We start from the raw sequence: 17,448 nt of genomic DNA on the forward strand, positions 1-17,448 counted from the left end.
ACTGCCGAACCGCTTTCAAAGACCGGGCAACTGACCTGTTGCCTGCTCAGCGCTGGCCTTGCGCTTTTCCATATCCTCACGCATCTTTTCCGCCAGGGGCGCGTTCAGCAACCGCTGCACAAAATCCAGGTTGTGACCCTTGGAATGGCAGTAGCGAAAGGCCTCCTTAATGGTCGGGTAGATCACGTCGCCCTTCAGCACGCTCAGCTTGTCTCCCGCTTGCAGACTGCCGGCCTGCAGCACTCGGGCGTACGCCCCACAACGCTCTGCCTTGACAAAGGCCTTGGCAAATAAACGGTCACCCACGCGCGCCGCCAGAGTGGCGCAGGGTATGCGCGGCGCCGTGATTTCCAGCACCAGGTCACCTGCCTGTAACCGGTCACCAATACGCAGCGTGGGCCACCAGTGCGAGACCGTCAGGTTTTCACCGAAGAAACCGGGGGCAAGGTCACGCTGCAGCTGCTGCACCCACCAATCGATATCTTCCTGACTGTAAAGATACAGCGCCTGATCCAGACCACCGTGATGCTTGAGATCACCGATAAAATCGCCGCCGATGCCATGCTCGTCAATTACTACCACGCCCTGGCGCGGCTGTTTGAAATGCCCCGTGCGTGCGCGGCGCTTGCCCACCAGCAGCGGCTGCGGCTCGGCGGCGTTGATGGAAAGAAGCTGAATTTCGTGTGAATCCTGCAACATGATGAAGAAAAACCCCGAAAGCGGCGAAGGTGAACAGCCAATGGCAACAGGCAGCAGTCGACCGGATCATGCCGGTTCTGTCAACGAAAAATCAGCGCTGGCGCACCAGGTAATCACGCCCAAGAAAGAGAAAATGTGCGGTCCCCAGCAGCGGCAGTACCACCAGCGTCAGCGTCGCCGCACGCGATAGCAGCAACCACTGATAAAACAGCAGCAGGGCCCCAATGCCGAGTAAAAGCGTACTCACTATGGCGCGCGGGCTGGCCACCTGGCGCGCGGGATACGCCACCTTGAGTACCAGTTGGGTTACTCCCCACAGCCCGACGAAGCCACCGCCGAGCATGGCCACCAGTTGCCAGCCAAAGACGTTATCCCCCTCTGCACTGAAAGCCAGTGGCAAGGCGATCAGCCCCAGCCCCAGCAGCACCACCAGGCTGCCGAAGCAGACTACCGCCTCCAGTAAATAGACGCGCCCGCGCTGGCGCAGCAAATCAGTGAATCCAGCCATCAGCGGGCCAATACCTGCCAGGCGGCAAGCGCGGTCATCAGCAGAATGATCACGCAGCCGAAGGTAAACAGGCGTCGGCGCAGCGGCACCTGATTGGAGCCAGTGTGGACCCAGGCGTGGGCGAGACGACTTAGCACGAATAGCCACGCCAGCACAGGCGCCAACCATCCCGTTGCTCCAAGATGCAGCAACACCAGCACCAACACGTAAAACAACACCGGCAGCTCAAACTGGTTGCGAATGTTGTTATTGATCTGACGCACGCTGTCGGGCCAGGCGTCGTCGTGCAATGCGCGCCGCGCCTGGTTAACCTGGCCTTGTTCTAGCGCGCGACGCTTGGCGCCGCCCAGCTTGATGTACAGATACAAGGTCAAAGCAATCTGCACCAACAGCGACAGCAGCAACAATTGGGTGTTCATGGTTCGGCTTCTCCGGGAGCAGCGATTACCTTGGCGAGGCGCTCTTGCCAGTGGTTCACGGCAGTTGCTTGTGCATGCGATAGCGCAACAGTAACACCTCGCCACGGACGACTTTTTCCTGCTCAACCACGCTGAAACCCCGACGCTGGAAAAACGGCTCGGCCACTGCGCTGGCTTCGGTATAAAGGCGCGTCACGCCGCTCGCCAACAACTCTGCCTCGGCGGCCTTGTACAGGGCGCTGGCCACGCCATTGCGGGCCGCGTGCGGGGCGCAAAACAGCATGTCGATATGGCCATCGGCAGCATAACCGATAAAGCCCAGCAAGCCGCTGGCGTCTTCCGCGAGCAGAAGACGCAGGTCCCCCAGGCGGCGCCGCCAGAAATCCATATCGGGTTGCAATGGCGCCCAGGCTTGGCGTTGCTCGGCATCGTAATGCGCGCCCGTCAGCGCGTGTACCGACGCCGTAAAGAGCGCTACGCAGGCGGCAGTATCAGCCGCAGAACCCTCACGCAGGCGCACCGGCGCTCCAGTCAAACTCCATCTGGCGCGCGGTGCGCTCGGCCAGCTCACGCGATTGCAATCGCTCTACCAGATGCAGGCTCATATCGATACCGGCAGAGATGCCGGCCGAGGTCACGCGGTTGCCGCGATCTACCCAGCGTTGCCGTTCCAGCACCTCGAGCTGCGGGTAAGCAGCACGCAGATCGGCAATATCTTCCCAGTGTGTGGTCACTTGCTCCCCTTCCAGCAGGCCGGCCTGCGCCAGCAGGAAAGCACCGGTACAGACCGAAGCCATGATCTGCACCTCGGTTGCCTGCTCACGCAGCCATTGCAGCATCTCGGTATGCTGCAACTGCGCTGTGTGCACGCCCCCCGGCACTATCAGCGCCTGCAGCGGCGGATGGCTGCGCAAATCGTGGTCGGGCATGACGCGCATGCCACCGCGCGCAGTCACCGGCGCCAGCTCGCTGGCAATCAGCGACACCTGGAAACAGCCGCTCGGCACACTGAGGCGCGCGGCGGTGGAAAACACCTCGAAGGGGCCTGCAAAATCCAGGACCTCAACCTGATCATAAAGATAGATACCAATATTCACCGCTACTCCTTTTCAAGTTTTTTGCTTGCCCGCCAGCAGCGCGTCACGCTGGCATTGCGACAATGCTTGCAGCGCCCGCTTGTAGGACCAGTCGATCAGTTCGCGCAGCATTTGCTCAGGCCAGCGCTCGACCTCAACCAGCGTGATCCAGTGAAACCGCTTCAGATATCGCGCCGGCTGAATACCGGGCTGGTCGGTCAACTCCAGGAAGCGTTCGGGCATGACCCGCACGCTGAAGCGCCATTGCTGTGGCTGGCTAGTCTTGAAGTAGGCAAAACGCTTGTCGCCCACCTGATAAACCAGCACATTAACCGGCGACTGGTGCAGTTCGCAGCTGGCGCCACGCAGTGCCGCACAGTAAGCCTTGACCTCATCAACCCGCACTGGCCCCTCCCGTCTCCGCTGCCCCACCGGCGTAGAGCGCAGCCTTGCCGTGCCGTGCCTCCAGCCCCAGACGCTGGCTTCTGGCCAAGCCTTTTACCACCAAGGCATAGGAGTGATCGATCATCCGTTGCATCTCGCCAGGCGGTATCGAGCCGTCATCAAAAACACTGTTCCAGTGCCGCTTGTTCATGTGATAGCCGGGCGTCACCGCAGGAAACAGGTCCCGCAGGCCGATGGCCTGCTGCGGATCGCATTTGAGATTGAGGCTCGCCCTGCCCTGACGCTGGCCCAGCAGAGCAAACATCTTGCCCTGAACCTTGAACACCGCAGCCTCAGGGCCGAAGGGAAAGTCTTCCTGCGCTTCCGGCTTGCTGAGCAGGTATTGGCGCAAGTTCATGATTATCCAACTCCTCCGCGTTTACAGGATTTATGCCGTCTTGCTCCAGTGAAACCTAGCTCAAAGATTCTGCCCGACGCGCCAGAGCACGCCGCTGGGGTCGGTGAGGGTGAAGTCGAGCATGCCCCATGGCTGCTCCAGAAGCTCGCTCAGACGTACACGGTATTTTCCCGCCAGGTCGGCCTGCTGCACGGCCGCATACCAGGCACGAGCATCATCCACCAGCAGATGCATCATCAGGTTTTCAGCCAGCGCCTGCTGGTAAAAATCCTGCAGCAGAAAGCTGCAATTACCTACGTGAAAGTAGGCCACATCGCCCATGTCAGAGGCCATGGTGAAGCCCATGTCACTATAGAACGCCTTGCTTTCAGCATAGTCGCGGGCGGGCACAAATGCCTTGATTTCCTGCGCCGTCAATTTGCTCATATTGCCTCCCTGGATAATCTCGTGTGCATCGCTGGCGCGTTATGCCGCCGGCAACAGAATATAAAAACAACTGCCGCTGGCGGCGCTGGTAAAACCGATCTCGCCACCCATGCGCTCTACCAGCGCGCGGCTGATTGCCAGCCCCAGCCCGGTACCGCCGGCCTTGCGCTGGGAAGACCCGTCGGCTTGGGTGAAGCGTTCGAATACCTTGGTCTGGAAGGCCGGCGCGATCCCTGCCCCCTGATCCTCTACGGCGATCCGCCAACGCCTGCCCTGCTGGTCAGGGCTGACCCGCAGGCTGACAGTACCGCCCGGAGGAGAAAACTTGATGGCATTCGACAACAGATTATCGAGTACCTGTCTGAGGCGCGTCGGGTCTGCCCGTACGCACGCGCCGGGGAAGGCATTGTCGCACTCGAGCTTGAGCTCTGCCTGCATCAGCATCACACCCTGCCCTTGCATCGCATTGGGCAACACCTGGTCCAGCGCCACGGCCTGCAAGTCCATGGGCATGCTGCCCGCCTGCAACTTGTCGATATCCAGCAGGTCGCTGATCAGTTTGAGCAGATGCTCGCCATTGTGTTTGGCCAGCGATACCAGACGCCCGGCCTCCGGCGACAGGCTGCCGACCGCCCCACCATGCAGCAGACTCAACGTGCCCAGGATGCTGGTCAGCGGCGTGCGCAGTTCATGATTGATAGTGGAGACAAACTCATTCTTCATGCGCTCGGTTTCGCTACGCAGCGCCTCGCGTTCTGCCTGCTCCCGCCTGCGCACCAACAGCGTCCAGCCCACCGCCACCAGCACCAGTAACAACAGCCCGTAGAGCGCCAGATGGTAGTAACGCAGCGGCGAACCGGCGCTGCGCTGCTGCACGCTGAGCCGCCAGAGCGTACCCGGCAAGCGCAGCAGCATAGTCTGATGCGCCGCGTCGGGGTTAAGATCGTCGCCCCAGATACGCACGAATTCGTTCGATTGCGGCGCGCTTTGACGCTGCAGTTGCAAGTTAAGATCCTGCCAACGTGGATCGCTCTGCAGCATGCCGAGCAACGCCGAGGCATCCATCACCGTGCTCACCAGCCCCCAGTAGCGTCCGTCCAGATAGACTGGGGAGCGGTAGATCAGGCCGCTGCCACCTTGCACCAACGGCAATGGGCCTGCCAGAGCGGGTTCGCCACTGAGTACAATCTGCTGCACGATCGGCCACTGTGTCGGCATTTCAGAGTAGGCCAGCCCCAGTGCCGCTTCGTTACCCTCACGCGGATAGATGAGAGCAATGCGGTTATCCGGCGCTATGCCTATGTTGATCAGGTAATCCACCTCGTTGCGCATGCTGGCAAGCCAGGCTTCAACCCGTTCCGGGTCGCGCAAGCCGTTCTGACTTTGCAGGAAAGAGACCAGCCCACGCGTCAGATAGATGCCGTCGCGCAGCCGGGTTTCCAGTGCGCTGCGTACCTCCGCTCCGCGTGACAGCAGTTGCTGGGCGGCCTGGCTACGTGTGGAGATACCGACCTGCCAAATCAGCACCTCGATGATCAGCGCTCCCACCAGCAGCAGTGCCAGCAACGGACGCAGCAAGGGGCCCAAAGGCGTCTGCCTGCCGAGAAGTCTCACGTCATTCCCCCCGCGTGCGTTGCTAGCCGCGCGCCAGCAGCAACAGCAGCAATGCCAGCAACGCCGGCGCGGCCTGCACATAGAGTATCTTGCGGCTGGCAGTCAAGGCGCCGAACACCCCGGCAATGATCACGCAGCCGAGGCAGAACAACTTGATGCCGTCACCCGCCGGGCCCAGAGCGACCCCCCAGATCAGTCCGGCCGCCAGGAAGCCGTTGTACAGACCCTGATTGGCGGCCAGCACCTTGCTGGCTGCGGCACTCTCGCGGGTCTGGCCGAAAGCCTTGCGCCCCAGTGGCTGATCCCAGAAGAACATTTCCAGCACCAGAAAGCCTGCGTGCAAAGCGGCAACCAGCAGAGTTACCAGGGTAGCGAAGGTGTACATGGAATATCCTTGTGAAAAGGGAGTCGGCGAGAGTTGTCCACTGTAAACCCAATCAGGCTTTCAACAACAGCTTGCGTCGCGTTCTGGCGGGGGTATCGCCGTACCAGCGTCGAAAAGCGCGGTTGAAGACACTCTGCTCGGAGAACCCCAGTAACAGAGCTATGTCGGTCAACAGCAGACCGGGATCTGCCAGATACTGTTGCGCCAACTGCTGACGCAAGCCGTCCAGCAACTGGCGCCATGACTGACCACGCGTGTCCAACTGGCGCTGCAGAGTGCGCGTGGAGGTATGCAGCTCGGCAGCAACCCGAGCCAGGCTCAACGTTCCTTCCGGCAGCAGACGCAGCATGCATTGCTGCAGGCGACGCGCAAAGGGGTCGGCGTCAGGCTGCGCCAACATCAGCGCCTGCGCCTGGCGATCGAGCAGCTCGCGCCCACCGGCATCGCCGCGCGGCAGAGGCAGGGCGAGTACCTCGGGGGCGAAAACCACCTGGGTGCAAGCGGCAGAGAACCGTACGGGACAGGCAAAAAACGCCTCATAGCAGGCTACCGCAGACGGCGCCGGCGCCGCGAAGACGAAGCAGACCTGCTGGGGAGCGGTCGCCGGCGCGCCGCTGAGCAAGCGCCGCAACAGACTGAGCAACGCGGCTATGGCTACGCTGTCGGCGAGCTCGCCGGTGGATGCCTCGGCCGGCCATTGCAGTGTCACTGCCTGGCTGTCGATGCGCAGCTGCACCAGGTCTTCACCGTAGAACAGCCGTTCGTAACGCTGATACGCCGCCATCCCCTCGGCCAACGTGCTGCAGGCCAGCAGCAGGTATCCGAGTACGCCAATATGCCGCGGCTGGATCTGCGCCCCGATCTGCAAGGCCGCAGCCGGTTCGTCCGGTTGCAAGGCGATCGCGCGCGCCAGCATGGATTGCCACAGCGGCATGGGTACCAGATCGGCTGGCGCCCGGCTGTCGAGCAGCAGGCGCAACTCCGGTGCCGGCAACTGGCGCGCGTCCAGCCAATCGGTCAACAGTTGTATCCAGGCGCCAGTAACGCGCAGCGGTGTGGCCATGCTTGCTTGCCTCCCGATTCTGGCGCACAAGGTCAAAAACACGTCATATAAAGTCAATAATGCTGCCAGGGTCAAGCACAAGATGAACAGCATGCAATCCAGCGGAGATCCCAGCTCATGGGCCTGTTCGACATGCTGCAACAGATGCTGGCCGATAGCGGCCTGGGCTGGCTGGCCCTGGATGAGCGTCAGCTGGTGTTCATGCTGGCCACGCCGATCTTCATCGCGGTGTTTGCCTGGGAATACCTGAAGATTCGCCATGATCCGGCGCTGGTGGAAGGCCGCGAGGCGGTGCGCAATTTTGCTCTGGGCGCTGGCTACCAGACCACCGAGCTGCTGTTTGCCGGGTTGATTGCCTTTCCGGTCTACGCTTTCGCCTACCATCATCGGCTGCTGGATATCCCGCTGAACTTGTTCACCGCGCTACTGCTCTGGCTGCTGACCGACCTCTGCTTCTACTGGATGCACCGCAGCTCGCATCGGGTACGCTGGCTGTGGGCCGCCCATGTGACCCACCATTCCTCCCAGCGGATGAACTTCTCGACCGCGATGCGCCAGAACGCGACCAATATCTTCAACGGCGGCTGGCTGTTTTACGTGCCCTTGGCGCTGATCGGCTTCAACCCGGTGTGGATCGGCGTGTGCTACGCGCTCTCGCTGGTCTACCAGTTCTTTATCCACACTACCCTGGTCGGTCGACTGCACCCGGCCATTGAGCTGATCTTCAACACGCCCAACCACCACCGCGTGCATCACGCGCGCAACCCGGATTACGTGGATACCAACTACGGCGGTGTGTTCATTATCTTCGACCGGCTATTCGGCACCTTTACCTGCGAACGGCAGGACCAGCCCATCGAGTACGGCATTACCCGCCCGCCGCAGCACAACAATCGCCTGTGGATGCACTGGCTGCACGAGTACCGCGATCTGGCGCACGACATGCGCAAGCCGGGGCCGCTGCGTCAGCGCCTGCAGCACTTGTGGCGCCCACCGGAATGGCAGCGTGACGACGACTGACCCGGCGTCTTCGCGCGGCGGGTATAATCGCCGTCCATGAAACTTGACCGCTTTATCAGCAACCGCACCGCACACAGCCGCCAGACCGCACGCCTGCTGATCGCCAGCGGCCGCGTACGGGTCGGCGGCCGGGTCACCCACGACCCACGGCATGAGGTCGACCAGTTTGTTGCTATCAGCCTGGACGGCGAACTTCTGCAGGCCCGCGAAGCGCATTTTCTGATGCTGCACAAACCGGTCGGCTATCTCAGTGCCACCAGCGACCCGCAGCACCCCACCGTCATGCAGTTGCTGCCAGCGGATTTGCGCGACCAACTGCACATTGGCGGTCGGCTGGATCGCGGCAGCTCCGGTCTGCTGATATTGACCAACGACGGCCTGTGGTCACGGCGCCTGACCGAGCCACGCATCAAGCTGCCCAAGACCTACCACGTGACTACGCTGCGTCCCATCAGCGCCGAGACCGCCGAGCGCTTTGCCGCCGGCATCTACATGACGACCGAACAGCTCACCACCTCGCCCGCCCAGCTGCAGCACCTGGGCCCCTGCGAAGCGCGGCTGACCATTTATGAGGGGCGCTATCATCAGATCAAGCGGATGTTTCACGCCGTGGGCAATCAGGTAACGGCGCTGCACCGCGAAAGTATGGGCGACATACTGCTGGACCCAGCGCTCTTGCCGGGTCAGTACCGTGCCCTGAGCGCCGCCGAAATCGCCTCGATCGATCAACCCGATTCGCTCTCCAGGTCCTGATAGCAGTCCGGCTGGAAACGCGGCGAACAGATCGCCAGAAATACCAGTTGCTCCTTGCCGGTATTACGGATGCGTTGCGCACAACCTGAAGGGATCAGCACTATGTCGCCCGGAGCAACGCCTTGCGGTGGTAGCTCGCCGAGTTCCACTTCGCCCTGCCCGGCCTCAATCAGATAACGTTCCACCACACCCTTGAGCGCATGCCAGCGGGTAGTACCGCCAGCCGGCACGCGAGCACGGGCCACCGAGACCGCAGGATCCAGCTCGCTGTTGGCCAGCTCGGTGATGAAGCAACCTTCTTCAAAGTAGTATTCAGCGCCCGGTTTCAGGCGCTTGATCAGCGGCACCACAGTGGGCGTCTCCCAAAGGCAAGGTACATGGATAACGTGCCAGCACCTGATAGCGCGAGCCGTTGTCGCCCGCTTCACTGGTGAACAGACACAACTCGGTGACTGCCCAGACGGGCAGCTGCAACTGACGATGGCAGGCAAGAAATTCGGCGGGACTGCCGGCGCCGCTGCCGCAACGCGCCAGCGTAATATGCGGCACAAAATGTTGCGGATCAGGTGCCAGTTCGGCGGCCAGCAAGGCATCCAGCCTGAGGCGCAATGCTTGCAACGCGGCGGTATCGGCGAGACCGGCCCAGAGAATGCTGGGCCGGGTCGGCGAGCCAAAGTAGCCCACACCGCTGACCTGCAAGGTAAATGCCTGCCAGCGCAGCGCGGCCAGCTGTCGCTGCACCGCAGCGCTGCTGGCCGCACTCAGCTCGCCGAGAAAACGCAGGGTCAGATGCAGTTGCCCCGGGGTTTGCCAGCGTAGACCGGGACCGGACTCCGCCACAGCGGCCAGAGCCCGAGCCTGGGTCCCGGGCAATTCAAGACCGATGAACAAGCGCGGCATCGGCCGGCTCTGCACTGTGGTAACGCGCCTGTACCCGGCGCAGATACTGCCCGGGGGTCAGCCCCACCACGGATTTGAAATCGTGACTGAAGTGCGCCTGATCGCTGTAGCCCGCCACATAGGCGACCTCGGCCAAGGAATCGGGGTGCGCCTGCTTGAGCAGTTCGCGGCTGTAGGCCACCCGGTGCAGACGGCTGAACTGCTTGGCGGTCAGGCCCAGATAACGATTGAACCAGCGCTCGAGCTGACGCTGCCCCAGCCCGGTCTGCGCCAGCACCTGAGTCAGCGGCTGCTGGCCGCGCGCCGCGCGCAACAGCGCCAGCGTCTGTGGCAGCGCACCGGGCATGCCAACGCTACGCACAAGGGCGCCGCACAGCGCCGTCTCCAGCAGCGCCACGCGGCTGGGCATATCCGGCGCCAGCTGCAGCTGTTCAGTCACAGCCGACAAGTCAAACCGCAGGTACCGCGCGCCATCCAGCCCCATCACTTCACCGGCCAGCTCGTTGGCCGCGTAATGCCAGAATACCTGCCCCATACCGGGACGGAAGCGCGCAGCAAACACCCGTACTCCGGCCGCCAGGACCAGGCTGCCGGAATGCGCCGCCGTCGGACTGAAGAGCACACCCTGCTGCGCACGCACGCTGTTGATCTGCAACTCTCCAGCCAACTGAAACAGCAGCGAGCTACCGCCATCGGGATGCAACAGCTCACTGTGTGGCGACGGCTGCCCAGCTGGCAAAGCCAGCTCCCAGTAGTGCTGCACATAAGGCGCCAGCACCGGCATCGGCGCTATCTGCCGATAGCCGAAGTTCGCCAGGTTACGTTGCCAGGCGGGCAGCAGGGGTGGCTGAACAAGGGTCGAAGTCATGCCCGCAGCATAGCAAAGCGCTGCCGCTCGCATGTCGAAAATCTACAATACTGCACACCCGGGGGCAGCTAGATTGATCGCACATTCAACCGAAGGAGATAACGCATGCGAGTCGATTACTTCACTGCAGCGCCGGGCGTAGTCCGCGCCATGTACGCACTGGAAGGTTACCTGAACAAGGAAGCCGCCGGCGCAGACAAACTGCCTAAACGCCTGCTGGAGCTGGTCAAGATCCGCGCCTCCCAGCTCAACCACTGCGCCTACTGCCTGGATATGCACACCAAGGATGCCCGCGCCATCGGCGAGACCGAACAGCGTATCTACGCGCTCAGCGCCTGGCGTGAAACGCCTTTCTTCGATGCGCGCGAGCGCGCAGCGCTGAGCTGGACCGAAGCTCTGACCCGGCTGACCGAGGGCCTGGTAACCGAAGAAGTGTTCGAGGAGGTGCGGGTACACTTCAGTGATCGCGAGCTCAGCGACCTGACACTCGCCATTGCCACCATCAATGCCTGGAATCGATTTGGCGTAGCCTTCGCGCCTGATGTGGGCAGTTACCAACCCGCCTGATTCTATCCCGACGGCGACAAACTGATTGACAGTATCAACCACCAAGCATAAGGTTGACACTGTCAACATAAAGCGCCGCTCTGATAATGCCAACTACCGCCCTTAATGAAGCTCTGCAACGAGTCACGCACGCCTACCGCTCGGCCATGGCACAGGCCATTCGCGAGGCGGAGGTTCCCTTGCCGGTAACCCATGTGCGCGCGCTCAAGGCGGTGTGCAATCTGCCCGACTGCACCGCGCAACGCATTGCTCAGCGCATGCGCCGAGACAAGGCGCAAATCACCCGCGTGCTGAATGAACTCCTCGCCAGCGGGCTGATCAACAAACGAGACAACCCTGCCGACCGGCGCAGTCAATTGCTGGAACCCAGCGCTGCCGGTATGGCCATGATGCAGCGTATAAAACAACTGGAGCAACAGACTCTGGCGCGCATGACCCGTGAAATGAACGCTGATGAGGTGGCTCTGTTCATACGCCTGGCCGGGCGCATGACAGACAACCTGGACGCGCCCGCGTCCGACCACTGAATAGGCTGGAGATGTCCGCATGAAACGACCCGAACCCCGATTGCTGCAGGTCATTCGCAGCGCCGCCGTTACCCCCAGTATGCTACGCGTCACTCTGGGCGGCAACGGCATGAGCACCTTTCCCACCGAGCAGGACGGCGCCTATATCAAGCTGATATTTGCATCTGAAGGCGACGGCAAAGGCATAGTCCGCACCTATACCATTCGCCATCAGCGCGAGCTGGAAATGGACGTGGATTTTGTGCTCCACCACGATGGCGGCCCCGCCGCCACATGGGCACAACACGCCCAGCCCGGTGACAGCATTCTGATCGGCGGCCCCGGACCCAAGAAACCGCTGAATACCGAGGCCGACTGGTATCTGGTTGCTGGCGACATGACGGCCCTGCCGGCCATCAGTGTCAACCTGGAACAATTACCCGAACAGGCGCGCGGCTATGCCGTGCTGGAAGTCATCAGCGAGGCCGATATTCAACCCCTCAAGGTTCCGGACAATATGGAAATTATCTGGCTGATCAACCCGCATCCGGGTGAACAGTCTGAGCTGCTGGTGGAGCGCCTGCAGATGCTGCCCTGGCTCGAAGGACGCCCCAGCGTCTGGGCCGCCTGCGAGTTCAGCGGCATGCGCGCCCTGCGCCGCTATTTCCGTGAGGAGCGCCAGGTAGAGCGAGGCGATCTGTATATTTCCAGCTACTGGAAGCTGGGCATCAGCGAAGACCAGCACAAGGTCGTCAAACGGCAGGACGCCGACACCGCCGACTAGCCAGCGGCGCGTCGGTCCAGCTTGAACTGCAGCGATTTGCGCACCGAGGGCCACTCGCTGTCGAGGATGGAAAACACTACGGTATCGCGACGCGCGCCATCCGGCTCAAGTCGATGGTTGCGCAGTACCCCGTCCTGCTTGGCGCCCAGTCGAGCGATAGCGGCGCGCGAAGCCTGATTGTGCCAATGGGTGCGGAACTCCACCGCTATCGCCCCCAGCTGCTCGAAGGCATGCTGCAGCAGCGCGAGCTTGCATTGGGTGTTGATGGCGCTGCGCTGCACCCGGCTGGCATACCAGGTGTAGCCGACTTCCAGGCGGCGGTTGGCAACATCGGCGTTGCAATATCGGGTGGTGCCTATTACCTGTCCACTGGTTTTTTCTACCACCGCGAAGGGCAAGGCGCGACCGGCGGCCTGCTCGCTGAAGGCGTAATTGACATAGTCGTCCAGCGTTTCGGCATTGGGCACCTGGGTATACCAGAGCTCCCACAAGCGCCCATCCGATGCAGCCTCAAGCAATGCCGGTTTATCACTGGCGCGCAAGGGCCGTAAGGTGACCAGATCGGTTTGCAGTTCCAGCTCGTTCAACCAGCTCATGTATGCTCTCCAGAAGAGGAAGGGGACGGTAGCTGCGCGCGCACAGCCCGGTAATACAAAAGCGCAACCACGTAGTACAGCGCCCATTGCCACAGCAACACCAGCGCCCAATAGGCCAGTGCTGCCAAAGCCGCCACCCTCAGCGTTGCCGGGTCGAGCATGGCCAGATAGGCACTGGCCTGATCCAGGCTAAGCAGCACGGCGGCCAACACCAATGCAATGAACGCCCAGGTGGCCAGCACGCAGCAAAGCGCCAGACGCAGTGACTCACTGACTGACAGCGGTTGCCACCGACGCCTCACTACCCAGAGGACGACGACACAGGTAGCAGCGGTCAAGGTAACGACGCTGGCCACCACGCCCAGGTTGAGATCGAAATACAGCTGCGCTGCGCCCGTCGCCACTGCCAGCAGCAGATAAACGCCAAGAAAACCCAAAGTACATGACAATAACGGCAATCTCGGTTGCATTCAGTCTCCTGACGATTAGTTAGCCGGCGGCCAGCGCGAGCGCCGATCAACGCCGCTGCGCAAACACCTCGACGCAGTGATCGATAAAAGCACGGACCGGCGGCAGCATGCCCTTGGGTGAGGTAAATACCATGTGAATGCTACCTTCCACCGCGTGCCATTGCGGCAATATATGAACCAGCCCGCCACGTTTGAGTTCCGGTCCGCACACATGTTCCGGCAGCAGTACCACACCCAGCCCAGCCACCGCCGAATCGCATAGCAACTGCATATCGCCGCAGCTGAAGTGCGGCACATGGGCATGCACACGGGTCTCGCCGTTGTCACTGGCAAACTCCCAGCGATCACGCTCCAGCATCTCACCCACCGAGAGCGTCGGGAACTGGGCCAACTGATCCAACTGTAACGGCTCACCGCCATGACGGGCCAGCAGCTCCGGACTGGCCACCAGAATACGCGAGCTGACACCCAGCGAGCGCATTGCCAGCGATTGATCGGTATCAAAGCGCGTGGCCACTCGAAAGGCGACATCAATGCGTTCGTTGATCAGGTCCACCCGCTGGCTGGACAGCAACACTTGCAGACGCACCTCAGGATAGCGCTGCATGAAAGCAACCAGCGCCTCGCGGCCAAGATATTCCAGCATGCCGGAAGAGCAGCTTACCCGCACCGTCCCGCGCACCTCATCCTTTGCGGTCATGGCCAACGCCTCAGTAGCTTCCAGACGCTCGACTATGGCTTCGCACTGGCGATAGAGATCGCGGCCCATGTCGGTGACCCGAAAGCTACGCGTGGAGCGCTCGATCAGACGGGTGCCGAAATACTGCTCCAGACGAGTCACCCGCTTGCTGAGCTTGGATTTTCGCTCACCGGTGGCTCTCTCGGCGGCGGCGAAGCCGCCAAAGCGCACCACCCGGGCGAAACAGATCAGATCATTGAGGTCCTGCATAACCTTCCCGATAGCCGGTGGAGTGGATTAACAGTGGATACCACCACCTATGCTGCCTCGACGCTGTACGCCGCTAGCGCAGATGATCAACTCAGGACATCCCCGGTCAGCCTACCGTTTCCAAAAAAGAAACTCTGTGTCATGAGAATGCGGACTACTGCGACACTTTGACGCTGCTTATAGTGAATACAAGGCCCACTAAAACGGTAGATACAGGGAAGCCAGCAATTTCGGCTCATCCTACCACAGGAAACAGTTTCACAATGTTTCATGCCAATTAGATGGGTGACTTGTCACCATCAGGAGAGCACCATGAGAAATCTTTCAGCATTGATAGTCGCGTCTTTCCTTGCTTCCAGCCCCGTTGCGCAGGCGGACGCCAGCAAAGAACGATTCAGCAACCCGCAGGGCAGCACCAGCAGCCAAAGCAGCACAGTGACCGCCAGTACCGAAAACGACAAAACCGAAGAGAAAAAAGACCAGAAACCTGCTTGAGCCAGGGCCGGCCATCGGCCGGCTGCTATAAGTCCTGCTGATAACGCTCACGCAGGCCCGCATCAAAGGCTGCTATCTCTTGCTCAGCCAGCGTGTTGGCCCGCTTGCTGGGGTTCTGGGCAATCTGCTCCCCAAAGGAAATCCGCAGCTCTGCGTGTGCCAGATCGCGCTTCCACAGGCGACTGCGAAGCAACGCCTTGCCACAGTGAAAGAAGGCGCTCTGCACCCGCAGCCTGGTCACCACCAGCGCCTGCTGACTGTCGGAAGCCATCTGGCCATTGAGTTCGGCGTCATGAATAATCTCAGCCTCCCCCTGCACACGTAGCACCTCACTCACCCCCGGCACCATAAACAGCAGCCCAAGGCGCGAGCCCGCGAGTATATTGTCGAACGATAACGCCATGCGATTGCCCTTGCGCTCGGGAATCAGTAACTGATGCGCATCAGCCACCCGCACAAATCCCGGCGCGTCGCCCTTTGGAGACAATGAGGGGAAGCCCGCCGCATCCACCGTCGCCATGAACAACAGCGGCGACTGCTCAATGAACTCCTGCATTGCCGGATTCAAGTGATCATAAATCTTGTCCTGGGTGGCAGGGTGCGCCTCGCCCATGATCTCGCGCAGTTGCTCCATGCTGGTAATCTTCATGTCCTTTCCCCTGATTTATCTGCTGGCAAATCTGTTCGCCGACAGCTCAGCGAATACGGCAATCCCCGTGCTGTCCCACAGGACCGCGGTGATGGTCCCGCCACTCTTCGGCTGGCACGACGGTATTTACTGATGATATGGCAATCAGGCCAATAGCCAGAATCAATCACCAGCAACTTGTTGAGCCCTTTGCACTGAACTATACCCAACACACCACTCCAAACAAGGTACGGCATTGGTTAATAGCCTTCGCCTGTCACAAAAGGCAAATGCTGTCAGCGCCCACAAGGCCAGGCAGCCTGGACCAGAAAAAACAGAATGGAGACCTGATGATGTCCGAGCAAAAACCCAAACCAACCACGACCGATGCCGGTATTCCGGTATCCAGTGATGAACATTCACTGACTATCGGCCCGAACGGCCCCATATTGCTGCACGACCACTATCTGATTGAACAGATGGCCCAGTTCAACCGTGAGCGTATTCCCGAGCGGCAGCCGCATGCCAAGGGCGGCGGCGGCTTTGGTCATTTCCAGGTGACCCACGATATCAGCGCCTATACCAAGGCAGCAGTGTTTCAGCCTGGCACTCATACCGATGTGCTCATGCGCTTTTCAACCGTCGCAGGTGAACGCGGCAGCCCGGATACCTGGCGCGACCCACGCGGCTTCGCGGTCAAGTTCTACACCAGCCAGGGCAACTACGACATGGTCGGCAATAACACGCCGGTCTTCTTCGTTCGTGATCCGATGAAGTTTCAGCATTTCATTCGCTCGCAAAAGCGCCGCGCCGATACCAACCTGCGTGATCACGATATGCAGTGGGACTTCTGGTCACTGTCGCCGGAATCGGCGCATCAGGTCACCTGGCTGATGGGTGATCGCGGCATACCCAAGACCTGGCGACACATGAACGGCTACAGCAGCCATACCTACATGTGGGTGAATGCCCAGGGCGAGAAGTTCTGGGTCAAGTATCACTTCAAGACCGACCAGGGCATCGAGTGCCTGACCCAGGAAGAGGCTGATAAATTGGCAGGCGAAGACGCCGACTATCACACCCGTGACCTTTACGAGGCGCTGAAGAACGGCGATCACCCGAGCTGGACCTTGCATGTACAGATCATGCCGTTCGCCGATGCTGAAAACTATCGCTTCAACCCCTTCGACCTGACCAAGGTCTGGCCGCACGGGGACTACCCATTGATACCGGTCGGCAAGCTGACACTGGACCGCAACCCTACCGATTACCACACCGAAATCGAACAGGCTGCCTTCGAGCCCAACAACCTGGTGCCGGGCATTGGTATCAGTCCTGACAAGATGCTGCTGGGCAGGGTGTTTGCCTACGCTGATGCACACCGAGCGCGCCTCGGGGTCAACTACAAGCAGATTCCGGTCAACCGCCCGCAATCGCCGGTAAACAGCTACAGCAAAGACGGCGCCATGCGCATGGACAACGTCACAGATCCAGTCTATGCGCCCAACTCCAAGGGCGGCCCGGCAGCCGATCCAACCCTTAACCCGCCGGTAGATGTTTGGAGCACCAGTGGCGAGATGGTGCGCAAGGCCTATACCCTGCACGCCGAAGACGATGATTTCGGCCAACCCGGCACCATGGTGCGCGAGGTGCTGGATGACGCCGCACGCGAGCGTTTGGTAAATAACGTGGTGGGTCACCTCAGTGCGGGTGTAACGGAGCCGGTACTGGAGCGGGCGCTGCAATACTGGCGCAACATCGACCAGGAGATTGGCGAGCGCATCGCCAAGGGCATGAAGGGCGGCTAGAAGCCTGACGCTGTTCAATTGAGGCACCCCACTGAGGACGGTCGTATATGGTCTCCTCCCTCATTGCAAGGCCTCCAGTTTTTGATAACAAGAGCAGGTTGTCTGTCGTATA

Annotated in this window: 26 protein-coding genes; 8 read left to right on the forward strand and 18 right to left on the reverse strand. The window is 60.9% G+C overall.

The genetic code is table 11. The annotated features are described in order from the left end of the window. Nucleotides 1–15: 15 nt before the first annotated feature. The 11 genes from V7756_RS15775 to V7756_RS15825 all read right to left on the reverse strand — a co-directional run bounded on the left by V7756_RS15775 (nucleotide 16) and on the right by V7756_RS15825 (nucleotide 6,992). Nucleotides 16–699, reverse strand: a complete 684-nt coding sequence (locus tag V7756_RS15775) for an MOSC domain-containing protein (RefSeq protein ID WP_335611155.1) — start codon at nucleotides 697–699, stop codon at nucleotides 16–18. Between the two features lie 91 nt (nucleotides 700–790). Further along, nucleotides 791–1,207: a hypothetical protein gene (locus tag V7756_RS15780; RefSeq protein WP_335611156.1), complete on the reverse strand. Its 417-nt coding sequence runs from the start codon at nucleotides 1,205–1,207 to the stop codon at nucleotides 791–793. Beyond that, complete coding sequence (locus tag V7756_RS15785) at nucleotides 1,207–1,626, reverse strand: MAPEG family protein (RefSeq protein ID WP_335611157.1); 420 nt, start codon at nucleotides 1,624–1,626, stop codon at nucleotides 1,207–1,209. The genes V7756_RS15780 and V7756_RS15785 overlap by 1 nt, the downstream gene beginning before the upstream one ends. 55 nt (nucleotides 1,627–1,681) lie before the next feature. Further along, on the reverse strand, nucleotides 1,682–2,146 hold the full coding sequence (locus tag V7756_RS15790) for a GNAT family N-acetyltransferase (RefSeq protein ID WP_335611158.1): 465 nt from the start codon (nucleotides 2,144–2,146) through the stop codon (nucleotides 1,682–1,684). After that, the gene (locus tag V7756_RS15795) at nucleotides 2,133–2,723 is read right to left on the reverse strand and encodes a DJ-1/PfpI family protein (RefSeq protein ID WP_335611159.1); all 591 of its coding nucleotides are present in this window, start codon (nucleotides 2,721–2,723) and stop codon (nucleotides 2,133–2,135) included. Before V7756_RS15795 ends, V7756_RS15790 begins: the two co-directional genes overlap by 14 nt. A gap of 12 nt (nucleotides 2,724–2,735) precedes the next feature. Beyond that, nucleotides 2,736–3,107, reverse strand: a complete 372-nt coding sequence (locus V7756_RS15800; protein WP_335611160.1) for an MmcQ/YjbR family DNA-binding protein — start codon at nucleotides 3,105–3,107, stop codon at nucleotides 2,736–2,738. Continuing rightward, on the reverse strand, nucleotides 3,097–3,504 hold the full coding sequence (locus tag V7756_RS15805; RefSeq protein ID WP_335611161.1) for an MmcQ/YjbR family DNA-binding protein: 408 nt from the start codon (nucleotides 3,502–3,504) through the stop codon (nucleotides 3,097–3,099). The genes V7756_RS15800 and V7756_RS15805 overlap by 11 nt, the downstream gene beginning before the upstream one ends. 60 nt (nucleotides 3,505–3,564) lie before the next feature. Beyond that, the gene (locus tag V7756_RS15810; RefSeq protein WP_335611162.1) at nucleotides 3,565–3,930 is read right to left on the reverse strand and encodes a VOC family protein; all 366 of its coding nucleotides are present in this window, start codon (nucleotides 3,928–3,930) and stop codon (nucleotides 3,565–3,567) included. Between the two features lie 39 nt (nucleotides 3,931–3,969). Next, nucleotides 3,970–5,544 (reverse strand): ATP-binding protein, encoded by a 1,575-nt coding sequence (locus tag V7756_RS15815; RefSeq protein WP_335611163.1) that lies wholly within the window; start codon nucleotides 5,542–5,544, stop codon nucleotides 3,970–3,972. Nucleotides 5,545–5,566: 22 nt separating this feature from the next. Continuing rightward, nucleotides 5,567–5,929: a DUF1304 domain-containing protein gene (locus V7756_RS15820; protein WP_335611164.1), complete on the reverse strand. Its 363-nt coding sequence runs from the start codon at nucleotides 5,927–5,929 to the stop codon at nucleotides 5,567–5,569. A 52-nt stretch (nucleotides 5,930–5,981) separates the two neighbouring features. Further along, nucleotides 5,982–6,992, reverse strand: coding sequence for an AraC family transcriptional regulator (locus V7756_RS15825; protein WP_335611165.1), 1,011 nt, complete (start codon nucleotides 6,990–6,992; stop codon nucleotides 5,982–5,984). Between the two features lie 117 nt (nucleotides 6,993–7,109). Between V7756_RS15825 and V7756_RS15830 the strand changes: the two genes are divergently transcribed. Both V7756_RS15830 and V7756_RS15835 read left to right on the forward strand, forming a co-directional pair. After that, complete coding sequence (locus tag V7756_RS15830; protein WP_335611166.1) at nucleotides 7,110–8,012, forward strand: sterol desaturase family protein; 903 nt, start codon at nucleotides 7,110–7,112, stop codon at nucleotides 8,010–8,012. A gap of 36 nt (nucleotides 8,013–8,048) precedes the next feature. Then, nucleotides 8,049–8,765, forward strand: coding sequence for a pseudouridine synthase (locus tag V7756_RS15835; protein ID WP_335611167.1), 717 nt, complete (start codon nucleotides 8,049–8,051; stop codon nucleotides 8,763–8,765). Here the strand turns inward: V7756_RS15835 and V7756_RS15840 are convergent. From V7756_RS15840 to V7756_RS15850, 3 genes are read right to left on the reverse strand one after another with little or no spacing between them, the layout of a single operon-like run. Further along, nucleotides 8,738–9,112, reverse strand: a complete 375-nt coding sequence (locus V7756_RS15840) for a cupin domain-containing protein (protein WP_335611168.1) — start codon at nucleotides 9,110–9,112, stop codon at nucleotides 8,738–8,740. The genes V7756_RS15835 and V7756_RS15840 overlap by 28 nt on opposite strands. Continuing rightward, a complete protein-coding gene (thpR, locus tag V7756_RS15845; protein ID WP_335611169.1) occupies nucleotides 9,078–9,665 on the reverse strand; it encodes an RNA 2',3'-cyclic phosphodiesterase in 588 nt (195 codons plus the stop codon). The genes V7756_RS15840 and thpR overlap by 35 nt, the downstream gene beginning before the upstream one ends. Next, nucleotides 9,640–10,533 (reverse strand): AraC family transcriptional regulator, encoded by an 894-nt coding sequence (locus V7756_RS15850; protein WP_335611170.1) that lies wholly within the window; start codon nucleotides 10,531–10,533, stop codon nucleotides 9,640–9,642. The genes thpR and V7756_RS15850 overlap by 26 nt, the downstream gene beginning before the upstream one ends. A gap of 105 nt (nucleotides 10,534–10,638) precedes the next feature. On the opposite strand from V7756_RS15850, the gene V7756_RS15855 reads away from it, so the two are divergent. The 3 genes from V7756_RS15855 to V7756_RS15865 all read left to right on the forward strand — a co-directional run bounded on the left by V7756_RS15855 (nucleotide 10,639) and on the right by V7756_RS15865 (nucleotide 12,390). Then, the gene (locus tag V7756_RS15855) at nucleotides 10,639–11,100 is read left to right on the forward strand and encodes a carboxymuconolactone decarboxylase family protein (RefSeq protein WP_335611171.1); all 462 of its coding nucleotides are present in this window, start codon (nucleotides 10,639–10,641) and stop codon (nucleotides 11,098–11,100) included. An 86-nt stretch (nucleotides 11,101–11,186) separates the two neighbouring features. Then, complete coding sequence (locus tag V7756_RS15860; protein ID WP_335611172.1) at nucleotides 11,187–11,627, forward strand: MarR family winged helix-turn-helix transcriptional regulator; 441 nt, start codon at nucleotides 11,187–11,189, stop codon at nucleotides 11,625–11,627. Nucleotides 11,628–11,646: 19 nt separating this feature from the next. Then, nucleotides 11,647–12,390 carry a siderophore-interacting protein gene (locus V7756_RS15865; protein ID WP_335611173.1) on the forward strand — a complete coding sequence of 248 codons (744 nt, stop codon included), beginning with the start codon at nucleotides 11,647–11,649 and terminating at the stop codon, nucleotides 12,388–12,390. Here the strand turns inward: V7756_RS15865 and V7756_RS15870 are convergent. The 3 genes from V7756_RS15870 to V7756_RS15880 are packed head-to-tail and all read right to left on the reverse strand — an operon-like array spanning nucleotide 12,387 to nucleotide 14,405. Further along, complete coding sequence (locus tag V7756_RS15870) at nucleotides 12,387–12,986, reverse strand: GNAT family N-acetyltransferase (protein WP_335611174.1); 600 nt, start codon at nucleotides 12,984–12,986, stop codon at nucleotides 12,387–12,389. The genes V7756_RS15865 and V7756_RS15870 overlap by 4 nt on opposite strands. Beyond that, the gene (locus tag V7756_RS15875) at nucleotides 12,983–13,456 is read right to left on the reverse strand and encodes an ABZJ_00895 family protein (RefSeq protein WP_335611175.1); all 474 of its coding nucleotides are present in this window, start codon (nucleotides 13,454–13,456) and stop codon (nucleotides 12,983–12,985) included. Before V7756_RS15875 ends, V7756_RS15870 begins: the two co-directional genes overlap by 4 nt. A 46-nt stretch (nucleotides 13,457–13,502) precedes the next feature. After that, a complete protein-coding gene (locus V7756_RS15880) occupies nucleotides 13,503–14,405 on the reverse strand; it encodes a LysR family transcriptional regulator (protein WP_335611176.1) in 903 nt (300 codons plus the stop codon). Nucleotides 14,406–14,717: 312 nt separating this feature from the next. On the opposite strand from V7756_RS15880, the gene V7756_RS15885 reads away from it, so the two are divergent. Then, entirely contained in the window at nucleotides 14,718–14,900 is a 183-nt protein-coding gene (locus tag V7756_RS15885; protein WP_335611177.1) for a hypothetical protein, read from the forward strand. A gap of 25 nt (nucleotides 14,901–14,925) precedes the next feature. Here the strand turns inward: V7756_RS15885 and V7756_RS15890 are convergent, their stop codons facing one another. Further along, on the reverse strand, nucleotides 14,926–15,549 hold the full coding sequence (locus tag V7756_RS15890; protein WP_335611178.1) for an MSMEG_1061 family FMN-dependent PPOX-type flavoprotein: 624 nt from the start codon (nucleotides 15,547–15,549) through the stop codon (nucleotides 14,926–14,928). Between V7756_RS15890 and V7756_RS15895 the strand changes: the two genes are divergently transcribed. Both V7756_RS15895 and V7756_RS15900 read left to right on the forward strand, forming a co-directional pair. Next, entirely contained in the window at nucleotides 15,548–15,682 is a 135-nt protein-coding gene (locus V7756_RS15895; protein ID WP_335611179.1) for a hypothetical protein, read from the forward strand. The genes V7756_RS15890 and V7756_RS15895 overlap by 2 nt on opposite strands. A 199-nt stretch (nucleotides 15,683–15,881) precedes the next feature. Further along, on the forward strand, nucleotides 15,882–17,336 hold the full coding sequence (locus tag V7756_RS15900) for a catalase (protein ID WP_335611180.1): 1,455 nt from the start codon (nucleotides 15,882–15,884) through the stop codon (nucleotides 17,334–17,336). The last annotated feature ends 112 nt before the right edge of the window (nucleotides 17,337–17,448 follow it).

The organism is Halopseudomonas sp. (genome assembly GCF_036961105.1).
Classification (GTDB): Bacteria; Pseudomonadota; Gammaproteobacteria; order Pseudomonadales; family Pseudomonadaceae; genus Halopseudomonas.